Origin of the sequence: Nitrincola sp. A-D6 (genome assembly GCF_000764495.1) — a bacterium.
Classification (GTDB): Bacteria; Pseudomonadota; Gammaproteobacteria; order Pseudomonadales; family Balneatricaceae; genus Nitrincola.
Map to the genome: position 1 here is coordinate 1 of NZ_JRLB01000009.1, position 18,994 is coordinate 18,994.

General features: G+C 50.6%; 19 protein-coding genes and 2 pseudogenes. 12 read left to right on the top strand and 9 right to left on the bottom strand.

The annotated features are described in order from the left end of the window. The 3 genes from LH51_RS01840 to djlA form a co-directional block, all read left to right on the top strand. Nucleotides 1-563: aminoglycoside phosphotransferase family protein (locus LH51_RS01840; protein WP_144244138.1), on the top strand; the 563-nt coding region annotated here is incomplete at its 5' end. Beyond that, nucleotides 560-1,252 carry an N-acetylmuramate alpha-1-phosphate uridylyltransferase MurU gene (gene murU, locus LH51_RS01845; protein ID WP_036519237.1) on the top strand — a complete coding sequence of 231 codons (693 nt, stop codon included), beginning with the start codon at nucleotides 560-562 and terminating at the stop codon, nucleotides 1,250-1,252. The genes LH51_RS01840 and murU, both read left to right, overlap by 4 nt. Nucleotides 1,253-1,397: 145 nt before the next feature. Next, nucleotides 1,398-2,081 carry a co-chaperone DjlA gene (gene djlA, locus LH51_RS01850; RefSeq protein ID WP_235263429.1) on the top strand — a complete coding sequence of 228 codons (684 nt, stop codon included), beginning with the start codon at nucleotides 1,398-1,400 and terminating at the stop codon, nucleotides 2,079-2,081. Here djlA and LH51_RS01855 read toward each other — a convergent pair. Beyond that, nucleotides 2,078-2,959: a DUF3530 family protein gene (locus LH51_RS01855; protein ID WP_036519238.1), complete on the bottom strand. Its 882-nt coding sequence runs from the start codon at nucleotides 2,957-2,959 to the stop codon at nucleotides 2,078-2,080. The genes djlA and LH51_RS01855 overlap by 4 nt on opposite strands. A gap of 95 nt (nucleotides 2,960-3,054) precedes the next feature. Between LH51_RS01855 and rpe the strand changes: the two are divergent. Together rpe and LH51_RS01865 are read left to right on the top strand one after the other, a co-directional pair. Beyond that, nucleotides 3,055-3,731, top strand: a pseudogene (gene rpe / locus LH51_RS01860) (ribulose-phosphate 3-epimerase). Nucleotides 3,732-3,860: 129 nt separating this feature from the next. Then, the gene (locus tag LH51_RS01865) at nucleotides 3,861-4,919 is read left to right on the top strand and encodes a cytochrome-c peroxidase (RefSeq protein WP_036519239.1); all 1,059 of its coding nucleotides are present in this window, start codon (nucleotides 3,861-3,863) and stop codon (nucleotides 4,917-4,919) included. Between the two features lie 77 nt (nucleotides 4,920-4,996). Here LH51_RS01865 and gatB read toward each other — a convergent pair whose 3' ends face one another. The 3 genes and pseudogenes from gatB to gatC all read right to left on the bottom strand — a co-directional run bounded on the left by gatB (nucleotide 4,997) and on the right by gatC (nucleotide 8,233). Further along, nucleotides 4,997-6,448 carry an Asp-tRNA(Asn)/Glu-tRNA(Gln) amidotransferase subunit GatB gene (gatB, locus tag LH51_RS01870; protein WP_036519241.1) on the bottom strand — a complete coding sequence of 484 codons (1,452 nt, stop codon included), beginning with the start codon at nucleotides 6,446-6,448 and terminating at the stop codon, nucleotides 4,997-4,999. A gap of 12 nt (nucleotides 6,449-6,460) precedes the next feature. Then, nucleotides 6,461-7,914, bottom strand: a pseudogene (gene gatA, locus LH51_RS01875) (Asp-tRNA(Asn)/Glu-tRNA(Gln) amidotransferase subunit GatA). A 31-nt stretch (nucleotides 7,915-7,945) separates the two neighbouring features. Then, nucleotides 7,946-8,233, bottom strand: a complete 288-nt coding sequence (gene gatC, locus LH51_RS01880; protein ID WP_036519245.1) for an Asp-tRNA(Asn)/Glu-tRNA(Gln) amidotransferase subunit GatC — start codon at nucleotides 8,231-8,233, stop codon at nucleotides 7,946-7,948. A gap of 147 nt (nucleotides 8,234-8,380) precedes the next feature. On the opposite strand from gatC, the gene LH51_RS01885 reads away from it, so the two are divergent. The 7 genes from LH51_RS01885 (at nucleotide 8,381) to LH51_RS01915 (ending at nucleotide 16,492) form a co-directional block, all read left to right on the top strand. Beyond that, nucleotides 8,381-9,418 carry a rod shape-determining protein gene (locus LH51_RS01885; protein ID WP_036519247.1) on the top strand — a complete coding sequence of 346 codons (1,038 nt, stop codon included), beginning with the start codon at nucleotides 8,381-8,383 and terminating at the stop codon, nucleotides 9,416-9,418. Nucleotides 9,419-9,539: 121 nt separating this feature from the next. Then, nucleotides 9,540-10,322 carry a rod shape-determining protein MreC gene (gene mreC, locus LH51_RS01890; RefSeq protein ID WP_268746513.1) on the top strand — a complete coding sequence of 261 codons (783 nt, stop codon included), beginning with the start codon at nucleotides 9,540-9,542 and terminating at the stop codon, nucleotides 10,320-10,322. Continuing rightward, on the top strand, nucleotides 10,319-10,810 hold the full coding sequence (gene mreD / locus LH51_RS01895) for a rod shape-determining protein MreD (RefSeq protein WP_036519252.1): 492 nt from the start codon (nucleotides 10,319-10,321) through the stop codon (nucleotides 10,808-10,810). Before mreC ends, mreD begins: the two co-directional genes overlap by 4 nt. Before the next feature lie 7 nt (nucleotides 10,811-10,817). Further along, entirely contained in the window at nucleotides 10,818-11,330 is a 513-nt protein-coding gene (locus LH51_RS01900; RefSeq protein ID WP_327123986.1) for a Maf family protein, read from the top strand. Between the two features lie 87 nt (nucleotides 11,331-11,417). Then, a complete protein-coding gene (gene rng / locus LH51_RS01905; RefSeq protein WP_036519394.1) occupies nucleotides 11,418-12,896 on the top strand; it encodes a ribonuclease G in 1,479 nt (492 codons plus the stop codon). Nucleotides 12,897-12,905: 9 nt separating this feature from the next. Further along, nucleotides 12,906-14,582 (top strand): YhdP family protein, encoded by a 1,677-nt coding sequence (locus LH51_RS01910; protein WP_036519255.1) that lies wholly within the window; start codon nucleotides 12,906-12,908, stop codon nucleotides 14,580-14,582. Beyond that, nucleotides 14,579-16,492 carry a YhdP family phospholipid transporter gene (locus LH51_RS01915; protein WP_036519256.1) on the top strand — a complete coding sequence of 638 codons (1,914 nt, stop codon included), beginning with the start codon at nucleotides 14,579-14,581 and terminating at the stop codon, nucleotides 16,490-16,492. Before LH51_RS01910 ends, LH51_RS01915 begins: the two co-directional genes overlap by 4 nt. A 9-nt stretch (nucleotides 16,493-16,501) precedes the next feature. On the opposite strand, the gene yjgA is transcribed toward LH51_RS01915, so the two are convergent. The 5 genes from yjgA to hpf form a co-directional block, all read right to left on the bottom strand. After that, nucleotides 16,502-17,038, bottom strand: coding sequence for a ribosome biogenesis factor YjgA (yjgA, locus tag LH51_RS01920; RefSeq protein WP_036519258.1), 537 nt, complete (start codon nucleotides 17,036-17,038; stop codon nucleotides 16,502-16,504). Between the two features lie 9 nt (nucleotides 17,039-17,047). Further along, nucleotides 17,048-17,254: an HPr family phosphocarrier protein gene (locus LH51_RS01925; RefSeq protein WP_327124034.1), complete on the bottom strand. Its 207-nt coding sequence runs from the start codon at nucleotides 17,252-17,254 to the stop codon at nucleotides 17,048-17,050. A gap of 73 nt (nucleotides 17,255-17,327) precedes the next feature. After that, entirely contained in the window at nucleotides 17,328-18,185 is an 858-nt protein-coding gene (gene rapZ / locus LH51_RS01930; RefSeq protein WP_036519261.1) for an RNase adapter RapZ, read from the bottom strand. Between the two features lie 3 nt (nucleotides 18,186-18,188). After that, complete coding sequence (gene ptsN / locus LH51_RS01935; protein ID WP_036519263.1) at nucleotides 18,189-18,653, bottom strand: PTS IIA-like nitrogen regulatory protein PtsN; 465 nt, start codon at nucleotides 18,651-18,653, stop codon at nucleotides 18,189-18,191. Between the two features lie 21 nt (nucleotides 18,654-18,674). After that, on the bottom strand, nucleotides 18,675-18,965 hold the full coding sequence (gene hpf / locus LH51_RS01940; protein WP_036519265.1) for a ribosome hibernation promoting factor: 291 nt from the start codon (nucleotides 18,963-18,965) through the stop codon (nucleotides 18,675-18,677). Nucleotides 18,966-18,994: the final 29 nt, after the last annotated feature.

An 18,994-nucleotide genomic window follows, 5' to 3' on the forward strand; every position in this document is an offset into this window, starting at 1 on the left:
GGGTTAGCGCTAACCAGTCTCAGTCCGATGCTTTAGCCAGCGTGGAGACGCGGCTGATACACGCTGCATTGGCGCAACCACAGGTAACGGTACATCGTGATTATCATTCGCGTAATCTGATGCTATTGCCGGATGCACAAATAGGGGTGATTGATTTTCAGGATGCGGTTGCCGGTGCGCTGACGTATGATTTGGTGTCACTATTGCGTGACAGTTATATTCATTGGCCGGAAGAGAAAGTGACCGCGTGGGTTGCGCAGTTTCAGCAGCAGTCTCCAGTAGCACGCACGATGGATGCAGCCGCGTTCAAGCAGGCATTTGACTGGATGGGAATGCAGCGCCACCTCAAAGTATGCGGTATATTCGCACGCCTGTGTTTACGTGATGGAAAAGCCGCCTATCTTCAGGATATCCCGCTTACCTTGCGCAACCTGTATCACAGCGCCCGACGTTATCCAGAGTTCACTGAGTTTGCTACCTGGTTGATAACTGAGGTTATACCTGCCGTTAATCAGCAGCCGGAATTACAGGGTCGTGATCTGAATGAGCGGTGGTATATATGAGGGCGATGATACTGGCGGCGGGCTTGGGCACGCGCATGCGTCCACTAACACTGCACACGCCCAAACCCCTGTTGAAGGTGGGTGGCAAGGCGCTGATAGTCTGGCATCTGGAGCGCCTGGCGGCGTCAGGTATTACTCAGGTGGTTATCAATCATGCCTGGCTGGGTGATCAGTTGGAGGCCGAGTTGGGGTGCGGAAAACAGTGGGGGTTGGAAATTAGTTATTCAGCCGAACCCGAGCCCCTGGAAACTGGTGGTGGTATCTTCAAAGCACTGCCGCAGTTAATCAATTATCCTGACGACTGTTTTTTGGTGATCAATGCCGATGTATTTTGTGATCTGGACTTGAGCGTCCTGACAGGTATCAGTCTGTCAGAGCAGGATCTGGGTGTGCTTTTGATGGTGGATAATCCGGATTGGCATGCTCAAGGTGATTTTAAGCTGGCTGATAGTGGTTATCTGCATCCTGTCGATGGGCGCTCCTTAACTTTTAGTGGTATCAGTGTGTTGAAAGGGCGTTTTTTTGAATCGTGTCAGCCGGGATGTTTTCCTTTGGCACCTTTGTTCAGGCAGGCGATTAGCGGCGGGTATTTGCGTGGTGTCTATCATGGCGGAAGCTGGTCGGACGTTGGTACGCCGGAGCGTTTGTATCAGTTGGATCAGCAATTAGGTGAGGAAGGGTTAGCGTGAGTAATCAGCATTGGGGTGAGAAAGCCGGGCAAGGGTTTATCCGTTATAAAACCGGCCTGGTGTTGGGTGGCCTGGTTGGTTTGCTGTTCGGGGGGCTGTTTGGTCTCGTGTTCGGGGAGCGATTGGTTATTTTTTGCAAAGGACTTTGTCCAAAATCAAGGCTATTGCGCCGCAACAGCTGTTCTTTCGTGCCACCTTTACAGTGATGGGGAAGATTGCCAAGGCGGACGGTCGTGTTACCGAATCAGAAATAGATTTTGCACGTGAAGTCATGGCGCGTATGCAGTTGAATGAGGCCGCCAAACAGCAGGCGATTCAATATTTCTCGCAGGGTAAACAAGCTGATTTCGATATGCAGTCCGTGTTGAAACCCCTGGCATTGGTGCTGAGGCATCGCTTGCCGGTCAAGTTGATGTTTTTGGAGCTGCAGTTGCAGGTGGCTATGGCAGATGGTGATATGTCAGCTGCGGAGTTGTCGGTAATTGAAGAGATTTGTCATTTGCTGGCGTTTAGTTCCATAGAAATGCGCGCTGTTATGCAGCGTATTCAAGCGGCACAAGCTTTTGCTCGCCATGCGGGGGATTGGGATCATGCCACTGGCCGCTCACATGAATCGCTCATGGCAGAAGCTTATGGTGTGTTGGGTATCAGTGAATCGGCCAGTGATGCCGAGATCAAAAAAGCCTGGCGCAAGCTGATGAGCCAGCACCATCCGGATAAACTGGTATCTCGGGGTATGCCGGAAGCCATGATGCAGTTAGCCAAGGAAAGAACACAAGAGATTCAGAGTGCCTACGATCGTATTCGTACCGCGCGCGGATTTCGTTAACGGCGAACGCCCGGTGGTAGCTGATCTATATTTTCAGTTGTAAGCGCTTGTTCGGCAGCTTGTTGATCCGGTTCGATAATGTGTCGCAATAGTTTACCTCTGAGCTGACGAGTCAGCCAGGGCATGTCCTGGCTCCAGCCTGCCCAGGGTGTTTTGATGCGGCTTTGATGATAGTTTGTCCGCCCAGCCTGTGTGGCGGCATTACGCCGCATTCTGGCATCTGGTATGGCTATTTCGCCAGGTGGGTAAGGCTCGGCGTAAAGATCAAGCAAGGTTATGTCCAATTCGGCCAGTTGTCTGAGGAGCAGGGCCCAGTTTTGATCATCTGCAGGCCGTGGATTGATTATGATCAGTCGTGTGTCACTTTCTGCCGGGTTTTGGTGCAGATAGTCGATTGCTTGTGCGGCGCTGCGCCCGATGGCTAAAATCAGCAAACGCTCTTGTTCACGCTCGCGCAGGGTTTGCAATCCTTGCTGAATGCGTTGTTGCACCTGCTCCTTGTGTAGTGTGTGTGCCTCTTCTTGTTGCTCTGCTGATGTTTCTGAGTTATTACGGGGTGTAAGCGGGAGTTGGCTGGTCAGTGTCCACCAGCCGTGTTCTGCCAGATGCAGGCGTATGGCGTGGGATTGTTCCAGCCACTGAGTGTCACTGTCAGTATCAGTTAGTATCAGAAGGCCACCATGCGCTTCAGCACGTTCGGCTTGTTGCAGTAGTGCTGGGTAGCTGTTATCACTCTGTTCCAGCATCACTATTTCTGTATCAGCAGGCACAGCGTCGGTTAACTGTCTCAAGCTGTAGGCTTGGGTTTGGCTGGAAATGCTGCTCAGACTAGCCACTAGCAGTGTTGCCAGAAAAATACAGGATCTGGATTTCGTCATGGTGTTGATGAGGCCTCACTATAGGTAAAGCTGATGCTCGCTCAGTTATTCGCTACAATAACGTAAATTTTACAGACTGACGACAGGGAAATTTTATGACAGACTTTCTGATAGCCCCTTCTATCTTATCGGCCGATTTTGCCCGTTTGGGTGATGAAGTTAATGCTGTGCTGGCCGCTGGCGCCGATGTGGTGCACTTCGATGTTATGGATAACCATTATGTACCGAATCTGACTATCGGGCCGATGGTATGCAAAGCCTTGCGTAAGCATGGGATCAGCGCGCCGATTGATGTGCATTTAATGGTTAAACCCGTAGACCGTTTGATCGGTGATTTTATTGAGGCTGGCGCCAGTTGGATTACCTTCCATCCAGAGGCTTCCGAGCATATAGATCGTTCGTTGCAGTTGATTCGTGATGGCGGTTGCAAATCGGGCCTGGTATTTAACCCGGCGACACCGCTGCATTATCTTGATTATGTGATGGATAAGGTCGATATCATCCTGTTGATGTCAGTTAACCCGGGTTTGGTGGACAGAAATTTATCCCTGCAACCCTGGATAAGCTGCGAGAGGCACGCCAGCGCATTGATGCCAGTGGTTATCCAGTGCGCCTTGAGGTTGATGGTGGCGTAACAGTGGATAATATCGCACAGATCGCCGCCGCCGGTGCGGATACCTTTGTAGCCGGATCGGCTATCTTTAATACGCCCGACTACGCCGAGACGATAGCGCAAATGCGAAGCCGTCTCAGTCATACTAAAGTTGTGTGAGTACCGGATTTTTTATTGATCCAGATCAATTTTTTCATTGAACTTTCGCCTCCGAAGCATTTGGTAATACGAATAACCCTGCTAGACTGAGGGTAGTTTAATACCCTGAATCAGGGTTAAAGGGGCAAAATGAAAAGAAAAATCAATCTATTATCGGTTGCAGTTTGTTTGTCGATGGCTTCATCGGTTGCCATGGCTGATGCGCTACGCGATCGTGCGGCTGGAATGTTTGAAGCCATTCCGCAGGAACCACCTGTCATCGAAGGCAATGAAGTGACACCGGAAAAAGTCGAGTTGGGGGCTATGTTGTTCTTTGAACCACGCTTGTCTTCCAGCCATTTAATCAGCTGTAATACCTGCCATAACGTGGGCTTTGGTGGTGATGACTACCTTCCTGTGTCAATTGGTCATGGCTGGCAGAAAGGGCCACGTAACGCACCGACCGTATTTAATGCCGTATTCAATGCCGCCCAATTCTGGGATGGTCGTGCAGCTGATTTGGCTGAGCAGGCCAAAGGGCCGGTTCAGGCTGGCGTAGAAATGAGCAGCACACCAGCGCGTGTGGTGGATACACTCAACAGCATGCCAGAGTATATCGATCGCTTTAAAGCGTCTTTCCCAGAAGAGGCTGATCCGGTTACCTTTGATAATATGGCGGTTGCCATCGAAGCGTTTGAAGCCACATTGATCACGCCTAACTCGCCGTTTGATCTGTGGTTGAATGGTGAAGACGATGCGTTGAATGCGGATCAGAAAGAAGGTCTGGCTCTGTTCATGGATAAGGGTTGTGCGGCCTGTCACTCCGGTGTGAACTTTGGTGGTCAGGGTTACTTCCCCTTCGGTCTGATTACCCGTCCTGGTGCGGATATTCTGCCTGAAGGCGATCGTGGTCGTTTTGAGGTTACTCAGACAGCAACAGATGACTATGTCTTCCGTGCGGCACCTCTGCGTAATATTGAGTTGACAGCACCTTACTTCCACTCCGGTGCGGTATGGGGTCTGGAAGAAGCTGTTGCGGTTATGGGCGTGGCTCAGCTGGGCGCTGAACTGAACGACACTGAAGTTCAGAAAATCACTGCCTTTCTGCGTACTTTGACTGGTGATGTTCCGGATGTAATGTATCCGAAACTGCCTGTCAGCACTAAATCAACTCCACGTCCGGTTGATATGGTTGGTGGTGATTACTGATCGGTAGATATTACTGAGCATGTAGAAGCAAAAAAACCGGATCATTGATCCGGTTTTTTTGTCCTTGGCGCTGCTGTTTAGCAGCGCTCATCCAGCTTTTTCTTCAGAACACCCTGTACTTGCCCTGGGTTGGCTTTTCCTTGAGTCAGCTTCATTACCTGTCCCATAAAGAAGCCCAGCATTTTGCCGCGTTTGTCGGGTTCGGCGGCAATATACTGTTCTACCTGAGGCGTGCATTCGGCAATCACCTGGTCGATCATGGCTTCAATAGCACCGGCATCATTGACCTGTTTCAGACCCTTGGCTTCGACGATGCTATCGACTGTACCGCCTTCATTCCACATCACTTCAAACACGGTTTTGGCAATTTTACCGGTAATGGTGTCGTCCTTGATGCGCTTGATCAGCCCACCCAGTTGTTCGGCTGAAACCGGTGAGTCGCTAATATCCAGATCTTGCTGATTCAGGTAGCGGGCCAGTTCACCAGTCACCCAGTTTGCCGAGAGTTTGGCATCGCCGGCCAGTGTGACCACCTGTTCAAAATAATCCGCCTGTTGGCGGTAAGCGGACAGTACCGCCGCATCATAGGCTGACAGGCCGTAGTCACTGATAAAGCGTGCACGACGTGCATCCGGCAGTTCTGGCAGGTCATTACGGATGGCCTCTATGTAACTGTCATCAATAACTACCGGTAGCAGATCAGGGCAGGGGAAGTAACGGTAATCGTTGGCTTCTTCCTTGGAGCGCATGCTTCGGGTTTCATTGCGTTCAGGATCGTAAAGACGTGTTTCCTGAATAACGCGGCCGCCGTCTTCTATCAGATCAATTTGTCGCGCCACTTCGGTATCGATAGCGCGTTCGATAAAGCGGAAAGAGTTGATGTTTTTCAACTCGGTGCGGGTGCCGAGGGCTTCCTGACCCTTGGGGCGAATTGAAACGTTGCAGTCGCAACGCATCGAGCCTTCGGCCATATTGCCATCACAAATACCCAGGGTGGTGATGATGGCGTGAATTTTACGTGCATAAGCCGAGGCTTCTTTGGCACAGCGCATATCCGGTTCAGAAACGATTTCGACCAGTGGCGTACCGGCACGATTCAAGTCAATACCGGTCATGCCATGAAAATCCTCATGCAGTGACTTGCCTGCATCCTCCTCCAGGTGGGCATGGTGAATACGTACACGGCGTGTGCTGCCATCGTCCAGTTCAATGTCGATATGACCAGGGCCAACAATCGGTTCCGCCAGTTGTGTGGTCTGGTAGCCCTTGGGGAGATCCGGGTAAAAATAGTTTTTACGGTCAAATACAGAACGCTTTCCTATGTCAGCATTGACAGCCAGACCAAACATCACCGCCATGCGCAGGGCGTTTTCATTAAATACGGGCAGGGTTCCTGGAAGTGCCAGATCGACCGCACAAGCCTGGGTATTAGGTTCAGCACCAAAGGCGGTGCTGGCACCGGAAAAAATCTTTGTTTGGGTGGCGAGCTGGGCGTGGATTTCCAGCCCGATAACAACTTCCCATTCCATCTTATTCTATCCTCACTCAGGGGTGGCGGGTGCTTGTTGATGCCAGTCGGTAACTTGCTGGAATCTGTGGGCGATGTTCAGTAGCTTTGCTTCGGCGAAATAGTTGCCGATAATTTGTAGTCCAACCGGTAATTTTCCGGCGAAACCACAAGGAACTGACATGCCAGGAAGTCCTGCCAGGTTCACTGACAGGGTGAAGATATCTTCCATATACATGGACACCGGATCACTGTTTTTTTCACCCAGTTTGAAGGCTGGATAAGGGGTAACAGGAGCCATGATGACATCAACTTCATCGAGTACGCTGACAAAATCCTGCTGTAGCATGCGGCGGATCTGTTGCGCCTTACGGTAGTAGGCATCGTAGAAACCTTCTGACAGGGCGTAAGTACCCACCATGATGCGACGTTTGACCTCTGTACCAAACCCTTCAGCGCGGCTGCGCTTGTACAGATCTTCCAGATCCTTGGGGTCATCACAGCGGTGGCCATAGCGAACCCCATCAAAACGCGACAGGTTAGACGAGGCTTCAGCCGGTGCCAGAATGTAATAGGCCGGTATACACAGTCGGGTGTTGGGCAGGCTGACTTCTTTGACCGTCGCTCCCAGTTTTTCGAACTCGGCAACGGCTTCACGCACTTTTTGCAATATGATCGGGTCGGTGCCTTCAGCGAAATACTCTTTGGGCAGGCCAATGCGCAAGCCTTCCAGTGAGTCATTCAGTGAAGCGCTGTAATCAGGGACGGCCTGAGTTGAACAAGTGGAGTCGAGTGGGTCTTCACCGGCCATGACTTGCAGCATCAGCGCGGCATCTTCGGCTGAACGGGTTAACGGGCCAGCCTGATCCAAAGAGGAGGCAAAAGCTACCATGCCATAGCGAGAGATGCGTCCATAGGTGGGTTTAAGGCCGGTGATGCCACAGAGTGCGGCAGGTTGGCGTATGGAACCGCCGGTGTCAGAGCCGGTAGCTGCTGGAATCAGGCGCGCGGCAACGGCGGCCGCAGAGCCCCCGGATGAGCGCCGGGCACACATTGTGTATCCCAGGGGTTACGGGCCGGGCCGTAATAGCTGGATTCATTGGAAGAACCCATGGCAAATTCATCCATGTTGGTTTTTCCCAGAGTAACGGCGCCCGCCTGATTGAGACGCTCCACCAGTGTGGCATTGTAGGGCGAGATAAAGTTATCCAGCATTTTCGAGCCACAGCTGGTGCGCAGGCCCTGGGTGCAAAACAGATCCTTGTGCGCAATCGGCAGACCGGTCAGCGGCGTAGCATAGCCGGCGGCGCGTGTGGCATCAGCTGCTTTCGCTTGTAATAATGCCGTGTCATCAGCCAGTGTGATGAAGCTGTTGTAGTGGTGGTCAAGCCGGTGGATACGCTGCAGCAGCGACTGAGTGAGCTCCAGGCTGCTGAACTCTCCCCGGCTGAGAGCACGCGATAGCTCGCTGAGTGTCAGGTTAAACATCAGTGGTTTCCTTGCGCTAATAAGATGGCAATCATTCGATAACTTTGGGGACCAGGAACAGGCCATTTTCTACAGCTGGTGCGCAGGCTTGTAGCTGATCACGCTGATTGGTTTCAGTGATAGAGTCTGCGCGCAGGCGTTGAACAGCATCCAGCGGATGTGCAAGTGGTTCTATGCCATCGGTCGGGGTGGCCTGCATCTGATCGATCAGGCTGAGAATGCTGTTGAGGCTCTCGGTATATTCAGGCACTTCCGGTTCAGAAATCGCCAGGCGGGCAAGATGCGCGATGCGTTCGACATCAGATCGATCCAGAGACATATAGCAGTTTCTCACGTTAAACTTGAAAAAAATGGGTATCCTGCATAAGTTAACACATTTGTGCCTTGCTCAAAATCCCTGCCATTGTTAGAGTTACAGCCTTTCAGGATTATTGGCCAAACTGGCGAATCTCAGGTACTCATTCACATGTTTAAGAAATTCAGAGGGCTTTTTTCAAGCGACCTTTCCATCGACCTCGGTACAGCCAACACACTGATTTATGTCCGGGATCGTGACATTGTACTAAATGAACCTTCCGTGGTGGCTATTCGCACCATAGGAAATCAGAAAACTGTAGCGGCCGTAGGCACTGAAGCCAAGCGTATGCTGGGTCGTACGCCAGGCAATATTACCGCGATTCGTCCCATGAAAGACGGTGTGATAGCTGATTTCCATGTTACAGAAAAAATGTTGCAGTATTTTATCAGTAAAGTACATGATAATAGTTTTATGACACCCAGCCCGCGTGTGTTGGTCTGCGTACCGTGTAAATCCACCCAGGTTGAGCGTCGTGCCATCCGTGAGTCGGCCATAGGTGCGGGTGCCCGCGAAGTTTACCTGATTGAGGAGCCCATGGCGGCTGCCATAGGCGCAGGTTTGCCTGTCGATGAAGCCACCGGTTCCATGGTGGTGGATATAGGTGGCGGCACCACTGAAATTGCCGTGATTTCACTTAACGGTATAGTCTACGCCGAATCAGTCAGGGTGGGTGGCGACCGCTTTGATGAATCCATCGTCACCTATGTGCGTCGCAACTACGGCACCCTGATCGGTGATGCCACGGCTGAGCGCATCAAACAGGAAGTGGGTACCGCCTATCCGAGCAATGAAGTGCTGGAAATTGATGTGCGTGGCCGTAACCTGGCTGAAGGTATTCCGCGTAGCTTTACCCTGAACTCCAATGAAATTCTTGAAGCGCTGCAGGAGCCTTTATCGGCGATTATTCAGGCCGTTAAAAGTGCGCTGGAAGGTTGTCCGCCTGAGCTGGCGTCTGATATCGCTGAGCATGGTATTGTCCTGACCGGTGGCGGTGCGCTGTTGCGTAATATTGATCGACTGATCAGTGAAGAAACCGGCTTACCGGTGATCATGGCTGAAGACCCGCTGACCTGTGTGGCCAGAGGGGGTGGTCGTGCACTTGAGATGCTGGATAAGCACTCTTTCGAGATATTGACGCACGAGTAACGCATGCCGACCTGGCCAGCCCTCACTCTGAATCGGATACCTATGTTCCCTGAACAGCAGGAGGTGTCCGATTAATCCTATCTTTCGGGGCCGAAACCCGCGTTTTCTGTTTGTCTTCCTCTTGGTGATGACGCTGGGGCTCATCGCTACGGATCTGAACTGGCCGAAAATGAAAGAGGGGCGGATGTATCTCTCTTTGTTGGTAACGCCGCTGCAGTGGCTGGTGGATATGCCATCACGCGCGGCTGATAAGCTATCAGATCTGTTTGTGGATCGCGCTGCGTTAATTCGTGACAACGAGCAGATGCGTACAGAGGCACTGGAGTTGCAGCGCAAGTCACAGCGTATGGAGTCTTTGACCGAAGAGAATCGACAGCTGCGTGAGCTGCTGAATGCGCGTGAACGCCTGGAACCTGATGTCAAAGCAGTAGAACTTATTGGCATTAATCCTGACCCTTTTTTACACGAGATTATTCTGAATCGAGGCTCTGAAGATGGCTTGCGCATAGGCCAACCGGTCATTGATGCCGGTGGGATCATGGGACAGGTGCTTTCTCTGGCACACTATACCAGTCGTGTGATGTTAATTACGGATGCACGCACAGCGATTCCGGTTGAAGTGAATCGTAGTGGATTTAGAAGTATTGCGTTGGGTAAAGGGCTGTTAGGTGAGCTGGAATTAAGTCATGTACCTAGTACGGCAGATATAGAAGAGGGTGACTTGCTGCTGACTTCCGGGCTGGGTGGACGCTTCCCCCGAGGTTATCCGGTCGCTGTTGTGGAAGAGATTATTCATGACCCTGGCCGTCCTTTTCTGCTAGTCAAGGCCAGACCTTCTGCACGACTTGATCGTAGTCGGCAGTTGTTGGTAATCGACTTTCCTGGTGAGCTACCTACGCCATGAGACAGGATCACTCTCAGGGCGGTTCGCTGATTATATTTGCGACCTTTCTGATTGGGCTTATTCTCAGTCAGATTCCCTTGCCTGAGTTTTTGCTCTGGTATCGACCAGAATGGGTGGCGCTGGTGTTGATCTACTGGGTGTTGATGTTGCCGCACCGGGTCGGCCTGCTGAGTGCTTTTACACTGGGCGTATTGCTCGATATTATTCGTGGCAGTGTATTGGGATTGAATGCCTTATCGCTGACATTGATTGCTTACCTGGTGCTTTTATTATACAAACGTTTGCGTATGTTTCCCTTGTGGCAGCAGTCGATGATGATCATGGTACTGGTAGGCGTTAATCAGTTACTGTTCTTCTGGATGCAGGGTATTACGGGCACCACATCAGGCGGTTTGCAGTTTATGCTGCCCTCATTAGTGAGTGCACTGCTCTGGCCTTGGGTCTATGTTATTTTGCACGGTGTACGCAGAACCTTCAGGATAGAGTGAGACTGTCATGACTGAGCTGATATTGGCTTCCGCATCTCCGCGTCGTCGAGCGTTGCTGGACCAGATAGGGGTAGCATATCGGGTCATACCTGCCTGTATCTGTGAAGCTGTTCAGGCCGGAGAAAGCCCTGTTGCTTACACACGCAGACTGGCGCTGGATAAAGCCTCAGCCTGTTATGAGAAACTGGGAAATTCCCTGGCTGTTCTCGGTGCAGATACCAGTGTGGCCGTCGATGGCACTATACTCGGTAAGCCTGAAAATGAGACCGATGCGATTAATATGCTGATGGCTTTGTCGGGGCGTACCCATCAGGTCATCACGGCTGTCGCACTGGTAACACCGCAGCAACAGGAAGTCATTCATGTGAGTAGTGAGGTCTCCTTTACCGAATTGAATGAAACCCTGTGTCGAGCCTATTGGCATACCGGGGAACCTTGGGATAAGGCGGGCAGCTACGCTATACAGGGTAAGGGCGCCGTCTTCGTTAGTACCTTGTGGGCAGTTATTCCGGTGTCGTAGGTCTGCCACTTTTTGAAACAGCCGCTTTGTTGCAGCGCCATGGTGTGATGATCTGGCAGCAGGGTACAGGAGGAAAGGATCATGCCGATGGCTGAAGAAATATTGATCAACTTTACGCCGATGGAAACCCGTGTCGCTGTTGTTGAAAATGGTATGCCACAGGAAATTTACGTCGAGCGTGCCAGCCGTCGCGGTATAGTCGGTAATATTTATAAAGGGCGTGTAGTCAGGGTTTTGCCGGGTATGCAGGCCGCTTTTGTAGATATCGGCCTTGAGCGTGCGGCATTTATTCCTGTAGATGAGCTTGTAGTAGCTGATAATGGCGCTAATAGCACTGGCAGAACCACGACATCTATCGCGCAGGTCATCCGTGAAGGCGAGACGCTGCTGGTTCAGGTGACCAAAGACCCTATCGGTAGTAAAGGTGCGCGCCTGACAACGCATTTGTCTATTCCGTCACGTTATCTGGTTTTAATGCCAATGAATGATCATATTGGTATTTCGCAAAGGATTGATGATGTAGACGAGCGTGAGCGTCTCAAAGGGATTATGGAATCGCTGTTGTCAGAAAGTGATGAAAGTGAGGATAGCTGCGGTTTTATTCTGCGTACTGTAGCCGAAAGTGTAGCTGAGAATGAACTCAGGGCCGATGTGGATTTTCTGCGGCGCTTATGGCGTAATCTGAAGCAAAAAATACAATCGGCGAGTGTTTCTTCCATCGTTTATGAAGATCTGCCGTTGCATATGCGCGCTCTGCGCGATATGGCGCACGCCGATGTGGAGCGTATTCGTATTGACTCCAAAGAAACTTATCAGAGTGCGCTGGAGTTTGCACAGGTACTGGTACCGGAAATAGTCGACAAAATCGAATATTACCCGGGTGAGCGCCCGTTGTTTGACATGTTTAATGTTGAAGAAGAGATGCAGAAAGCGCTGGGGCGTAAAGTAGAGCTGAAATCGGGTGGCTATCTTATTTTTGATCAGACTGAAGCCATGACTACGGTGGATATCAATACCGGTGGGTTTGTGGGTCACCGTAATCTGGAAGAGACCATCTTTAAAACCAATCTGGAAGCGGCTACGGCCATAGGGCGTCAGCTTAGACTGCGTAATCTGGGTGGTATTATCATCATCGATTTTATTGATATGACTGATCCGGATCATCAGCGCCAGGTACAGCGGACACTGGATCGTGTATTGGAAAAAGATCATGCTAAATGCAAAGTAACAGGTGTCTCCGAACTGGGTCTGATTGAGATGACGCGCAAGCGAACCCGGGAAAGTCTGGAGCATATTCTATGCGAGTCCTGCCCGGTTTGTGAGGGTCGGGGTAGTGTCAAAACCCCTGAAACAGTGGCGTATGAGATTTTCAGGGAAATACTGCGGCAACATCGTGCTTATGACACCGAAAGCTATCTGCTGTTGGCTGCTCCCAGTGTAGTTGGTTACCTTATGGATGAGGCGTCGGATCATGTTGCTGAACTGGAAGCATTTATTGGTAAAACGATTCGTTTTCAGTCAGAAACACAGTACACGCCTGAGCAGTTTGATGTTGTATTGCGCTGAGACCGAACTATGACTCGTCGGTTAGTCAAACTATATAAAATCCTGTTGATATTGGCGCTGATTCCAGCCTTGTTGCTTTTATCCCTGCGCTTTGGCTTGCCTCAGCTTTCGCGTTTTTCTGATCAAATTGCGGCCAGCCTTAGTGCCAATCTTGGTGTAAATGTCCGCTTTGGTGAACTTCATGCTTCACTTTCCCGCCTGCACTTGCAAGTGCGAATCGAGGATCTGACCCTACTGTCTTCAGCGACAAACGCGCCGACTCTCTCGTTGCAAGCAGAGCAGTTGGAGATGACCCTGGATGTGCTACAGAGTCTGAAGCATCTGATGCCCGTTTTCAGTGTGGCTGAACTTCGGGATGCTGACATCTTGTGGCAGGAGTATGACGGGCGGTGGTTGCCATCAGCTAGCGAAAATGAAGATGCTAGCGCAAAACTCCTGGCACTATTGCAGCATCAGCCTTCCCTGATATTAAGTAATTTGCACATAGGTTTGCAGCCGCAAGTGGGTGAATTGCAGTTAATATCACCCTTGAATGCCGTTTTTGAAGCAGCCCGGGGTGAATATCAGATCAGCGGTTCAGCACGTATGCCACGTATTGGTGAGGACGCTTATGGTGTGTTTGCGCTGCATGCCAGTGCTTTTGATCCGGCTGATCCGTTGGGTGGGGATTACCGTTTCTATTTTCAGAGCGATGCGTTGGGCACTGAATTACTGAACCTGGGTATTCTGCCAGTGGAAATGGATGCTCTGAACCTGTCTGCACACCTTTGGGGTGGTTGGTCTGACCACCAACTGACGGAGCTGCAAGGAGATTTTTCAGTTACACCTCTGTCGATCTCCGGCCCGCAGTGGCCTGAAATTGATAATCTGAAAGGCCGCTTTGTGTTACTGCCGCTGGTCGATGATAGTTACCAATTACAGTTTAAAACCTTGCAGGCCAGTGTGCAGGGGGTGCCGCTGGTGTTGACGGAGCTGATTTCCGAGTTTCGCCTGGCAGCGAATCAAGGTATTGAACCGCTGCATTTTACCCTTGATTCACTTGACCTTGCGGCATTGCATTACTGGGTGGAAATGCTGGATGTGTTGCCGGATGCGGCAGAGCAGGTGTTGGATCGTCTGGCTCCAGAAGGACAGATCAGTCAATTGGTGGTGGGTTGGGAGAATCCACAAGACTGGTTGAGTTTTGTATTGACGGCCCGGTTGGATGATGTGGCTGTATCGGCCTGGCAGGATGCACCTGAAGCGTCTGGCATCAGTGGTCAGTTACATGCCAATCTGATGATGGGACAGATTGAGTTGGAAAGCGCGGCGTTTACACTGAACTTTCCGCAGCTTTTTGGTAATGGCTGGGACTACACTGAAGCGAGTGGTTTGGTGAGTTGGCAAATCACGGGTGAGGCTTTACGTTTGAATACTGGCTTACTCAGCTTGCGTAATGAAGCGATTAGTGCGAACGGGCGGTTTGGCTTGTATCGTCCCTTTGATCCCGAAGAGCAGATCGAATTCAGTTTATTGATCGGTATTACTGATACGGATGCCCTGCAAACTGAGTTTTACACCCCGCCACGGGAACTTGGCGAGACGCTATACGATTGGCTTAAGGGGGCTATCCGTGCCGGTCAGGTTAATCAGGCGGGTTTGTTGATCCATGCCGGCTTACGCCTGATTCCCAACATTTGCCGGTGAGCGTACAGTTATTTCTGGATGCCGAGCAAGCCGAATTTGCCTTTCATCCCGACTGGCCTGTGGTACGCGATGGACGAATTTTTTTGCACCTGCGCAATACCGAATTGCGTATCGATATTGCCGAAGGGAAAATCCTCAATTCACAGATCGACAGTGGTTGGATCTATCTGCCGCCGAAAAGTCAGCAGTTGCATATGGCATCGATTTTACAGGGGGATGCTTCTGACTTTGGTGTGCTCCTGTCTGAATCAGCGCTGGGTGATTATCTGGGCCCGGCCTTTGATGACTGGCAGCTGGCCGGAGATATTACCACCCGCTTAGGCCTACAGGTTCCGGTTGATAACCCAGACAAACTTGGTGTGCAGGTGCACACGACACTGCATCAAAATACCCTCCATCTGTCACAGAGAGACTTACGCTTTAACGCTATAGATGGACAGATCCGCTATACAACAGCACAGGGTCTGACTTCTGATAGATTGCAGGGGCGCCTGTTTGATGAGTCGGTAGATGCTCGGATAGAAACTGAGGGATCCACCACTCGGGTTCATCTGCAGGGTGCCGTTTCAAGCGTTAACCTGGATCATCTGGCGGGTATAACACTTTCAGACAGGTTAAGTGGCAAAAGTCAGGTACAGCTGGATATGACACTTTGTTCTGAACAGTCACTCTGTCCACGTATCGAGCTGCGTTCCGATCTGGTGGGAACTGCCGTTGATCTTCCGCTGATGCTGGCAAAGCCAGCTGAAGAAAGCCGCTCACTCTACGTAGATATCTATCCTGAAAATTCTCGGTTACATTTTCACTATGATCAGTTGCTGCAAGGCGTTTTAGACTTGTCAGCCAAGCTGCGTGGTCAACTGGTGTTGGGGCAGGGACAGCCGGTGCTTCCACAAGCCTCAAGGCTTGAAGTGTTGGGCGAGTTGCCTGGGTTACGCACTCAGGGCTATATTCAACCGTCGGTACTCACCTCTGATGGTGAATGGTTGGCGCAGTTTGAGTATCTACATTTGACCCATGACGACACAGACTCTTCTGCACCGCTGTTACAATCGGATATGACTGAAAAAAACTTGCCAGTGGATATGACACAACTACCAGAGCTTGACTTGCAAATAAACGATCTCCGCTTGGGACAGCGTGCACTGGGGCGCTGGACACTACATATGCAACCTCAGGCGCAGCAGGTTATCTTTAACGATATACAAGGGCAGCTGTTAGATTTCACGCTTAGTGGTAGGGCGCATTGGCAGACCGGGACACATGCGGCAACGGACCTGACCTTAAACCTGTCCGGAACTGATTTGGCTGATGTGCTTGAACTTTGGGGGCAGGGAAGGCCATTGGAAACGAGCCAGCTGGCCGCTACTGCTCAATTGACCTGGCCAGGTGCTCCCTGGCAGTTTGGTGTTGCTGACCTTGGCGGTGTGTTCAGCTTTAAGGCTGATGATGGGCGTATTATTGAATCTGGAAGTGGTGCAAACTTACTGCGTGTATTCGGGCTGCTTAACCTGAATACGCTATCCAGACGTTTACGTTTGGATTTCAGTGATTTGCTTCAGCGTGGGTTGGTATTTGATCAGTTAAAAGCAGACTATGATCTGAATAAGGGTATAGCAACAACGCGCAATCCGTTGATATTGGATGGTCCTTCAGCTTCTATGGAAATTGCGGGTAGTGTCAACCTGAATACTCAGCAGTTGGATAAGAAAATTCAGGTGAGTGTGCCATTGAGCAGTAACCTTGCTCTGGGAGCTGTGTTGCTTGGGGCGCCGCAGGTAGCTGGAGCCCTGTTCATTTTTGATAAAATTATGGGCGATCGGATCGAAAAAATAACCCGTATTGCCTATACATTAACGGGCCACTGGGATGACCCTCAATTAAGCTTGCTGAATACCAACGAGCGTTGACAGATCAACTCAGACGGGCTCTTCAGTAGTGTCGCGAAGGAAGCGGAAGAGCTTGCGATACTGTACAGGAGCCTGCTGCTTTTTTATTTCCTGGCGGGTATTGCGGATCAACTGTCGCAGTTGCTGAATATCAGTCTGTGGGTAAGTATCGATAAAGGTTTCCAGTGCTTCATTTCCGGTCGCACCTTCGACTAATAATCGCTCTCGCCACTGCTCAATAGCATGAAATTTCTGGTTATGCGCCTGACTGGCTGTATCAAATTCATCCAGTGCATGGCGTATAGCATCAACATCGGCATGACGCATCAGTTTGCCAATAAACTGCATATGACGTTTCAGTGCACCATTGGATGTGATTCGTCGGGTTTCCGTGACAGCGGCGCGCAGGGATTCATCCATAGGAATTTTTTCCTGCTGATCTGGGCGCAGTTCAGTAATGCGTTTACCGAGCTGCTTTAGCGCCTCCATTTGGCGTTTCAGTTCGGAGCGGCTGATAAGGGTATCTTCATCATCAGCTTGAAACTTATTTTGATCAGGTGAATTCATAAGAAGGCTCTATTCTGGCTCATCAAAGCGGTTGTGGATCAGCGTGGTTATGGCTTCAAAAGCCTGTTGTTCATCATCGCCTTCAATGTGAAGGACCAGATCCGTGCCTTTGCTGGCTGCCAGCATCATGACCGCCATAATGCTTTTGCAATCGACACAGCGGCCATTTTTTTCTACCTGTATCTGGCTGGAAAAACCACTGGCCAGGGTACTCAGTTTGGCGGCAGCCGGGCATGTAAACCGAGTTTATTAATGATAGTGATGGGTGATTTAATCATGCCTTTCTCAATCAAGTCAGTTCACGGTGTCGGACATGGACATTATCCATTGACACACTGAAATGGCTAGCCAGGTGTTCAGCCAGATAGACAGAGCGATGTTGGCCACCAGTACAGCCAATGCAAACTGTCAGATAACTGCGGTTATCCTGCCGGAAACGGGGTAACCAGCGCTCCAGAAAGTGGATAATATCAGCTTTCATTTCGTCTACATCAGATGATTGCTGCAGAAAATCACGTACCTGGGTATCCAGTCCGGTCAATGGGCGCAGCTCTGGCACCCAATGCGGATTGGGTAGTGTGCGTACATCAAAAGTAAAGTCAGCATCCAGGGGGACTCCATGCTTGAATCCGAAAGACTCAAACAGCAGCGACAGTGATTGCTCACGCCTTTGGGTAATCCGCAGTTTGATGCGATCACGCAGTTCATAGAGCGTTAGTCGGGTGGTGTCAATGCGCATGTCAGCCAGGGTTGCTATCGGCTCAAGCAGGGCCCGTTCGTAGTTAATTGCTTCACGTAATCCTGAATGAATATCTGTGAGCGGATGTTTACGGCGGGTTGCACTGAAGCGCTTTAATAGCGTGGATTCGGATGCATCAAGATAGATAACCTCACAACTCAGATTGCTGAACTGTTTGAGTTGTTCCAGTAGCGCTGGAAAACGCTCCAGATTGCTGGTCAGATTGCGGGCGTCAATACTAACGGCTATCTTGGAGGGATTTCCGCTAGCCTCCGTCATTTGCTTGATCAGTTCCGGCAGGAGTATGGCTGGCAGGTTGTCGATACAGTAAAAACCCGCATCTTCAAGCGCTTGCAAGGCGGTAGTTTTGCCTGATCCGGAGCGACCACTCAAAATGACAAGTTTCACAGCTTAGGACCGTTGCCTGGAGAAATTCACAAAGCTACTGTAAAGAGCAGATGCTTCTGTCTCGCTGCGCAGAGCTTCACGTATTTCAGACTGGCTGAAGAGTTCGGCTAACCCAGCCAGTGTTTGTAAGTGCTCGGTGGCAGCATCTTCCGGGACCAGCAGGCAACAGAGAAGGTCGACAGGACGGTTATCTATCGCATCAAAATCAATCGGCTCCTTCAGCGTAATTAGCAGTGCCAGTGCACGAGTGCAGCCAGCCAGACGACAGTGTGGGATCGCCACACCGTCGCCGATTCCGGTGCTGCCGAGACGCTCACGATTCAACAGGGCACTGAAAACATCTTCAGCTTCCAGTTCATCTATTTCGGCTGCCAGGGTTTCACTGGCAATTTCTAAAACGCGTTTTTTGCTGACAGCATCAATATGACAGAGTGTCAGGGATTCGGTCAGCAGTTCGGATATAGGCATGTGATAGTCAGTAGTTAGTGGTTATTTATGAGATTTCATTTTTTCCTTGTGCTTAATGACCTGACGATCCAGTTTGTCGATCATGGAGTCTATAGCAGCATACATGTCTTCCTGTTCGGCTTGTGCAAATATTTCACCACCAGCTACATGTAAGTCTGCTTCAGCTTTTTGGCGCTGCTTCTCAACACTCAGGGTCACCTGTACGTTGGTAATATTGTCGAAATGACGTTCAAGGCGCACAAACTTGCTGCGAACATATTCGTTTAATGCATCTGTCAGTTCTACGTGGTGACCAGTTATATTGATCTGCATGGTATATCTCCTTAGTGCCGGTACGATAA

Coding starts and splice junctions, on each gene's coding strand:
- gatB (WP_036519241.1), bottom strand. CDS start 6,448: ATGGAATGGGAAGTTGTTATCGGGCTGGAAATCCACGCCCAGCTCGCC.
- gatC (WP_036519245.1), bottom strand. CDS start 8,233: ATGTCTCTGGATCGATCTGATGTCGAACGCATCGCGCATCTTGCCCGC.
- LH51_RS01865 (WP_036519239.1), top strand. CDS start 3,861: ATGAAAAGAAAAATCAATCTATTATCGGTTGCAGTTTGTTTGTCGATG.
- murU (WP_036519237.1), top strand. CDS start 560: ATGAGGGCGATGATACTGGCGGCGGGCTTGGGCACGCGCATGCGTCCA.
- mreD (WP_036519252.1), top strand. CDS start 10,319: ATGAGACAGGATCACTCTCAGGGCGGTTCGCTGATTATATTTGCGACC.
- hpf (WP_036519265.1), bottom strand. CDS start 18,965: ATGCAGATCAATATAACTGGTCACCACGTAGAACTGACAGATGCATTA.
- LH51_RS01885 (WP_036519247.1), top strand. CDS start 8,381: ATGTTTAAGAAATTCAGAGGGCTTTTTTCAAGCGACCTTTCCATCGAC.
- LH51_RS01910 (WP_036519255.1), top strand. CDS start 12,906: ATGACTCGTCGGTTAGTCAAACTATATAAAATCCTGTTGATATTGGCG.
- LH51_RS01855 (WP_036519238.1), bottom strand. CDS start 2,959: ATGACGAAATCCAGATCCTGTATTTTTCTGGCAACACTGCTAGTGGCT.
- ptsN (WP_036519263.1), bottom strand. CDS start 18,653: ATGCCTATATCCGAACTGCTGACCGAATCCCTGACACTCTGTCATATT.
- yjgA (WP_036519258.1), bottom strand. CDS start 17,038: ATGAATTCACCTGATCAAAATAAGTTTCAAGCTGATGATGAAGATACC.
- LH51_RS01900 (WP_327123986.1), top strand. CDS start 10,818: ATGACTGAGCTGATATTGGCTTCCGCATCTCCGCGTCGTCGAGCGTTG.
- rng (WP_036519394.1), top strand. CDS start 11,418: ATGGCTGAAGAAATATTGATCAACTTTACGCCGATGGAAACCCGTGTC.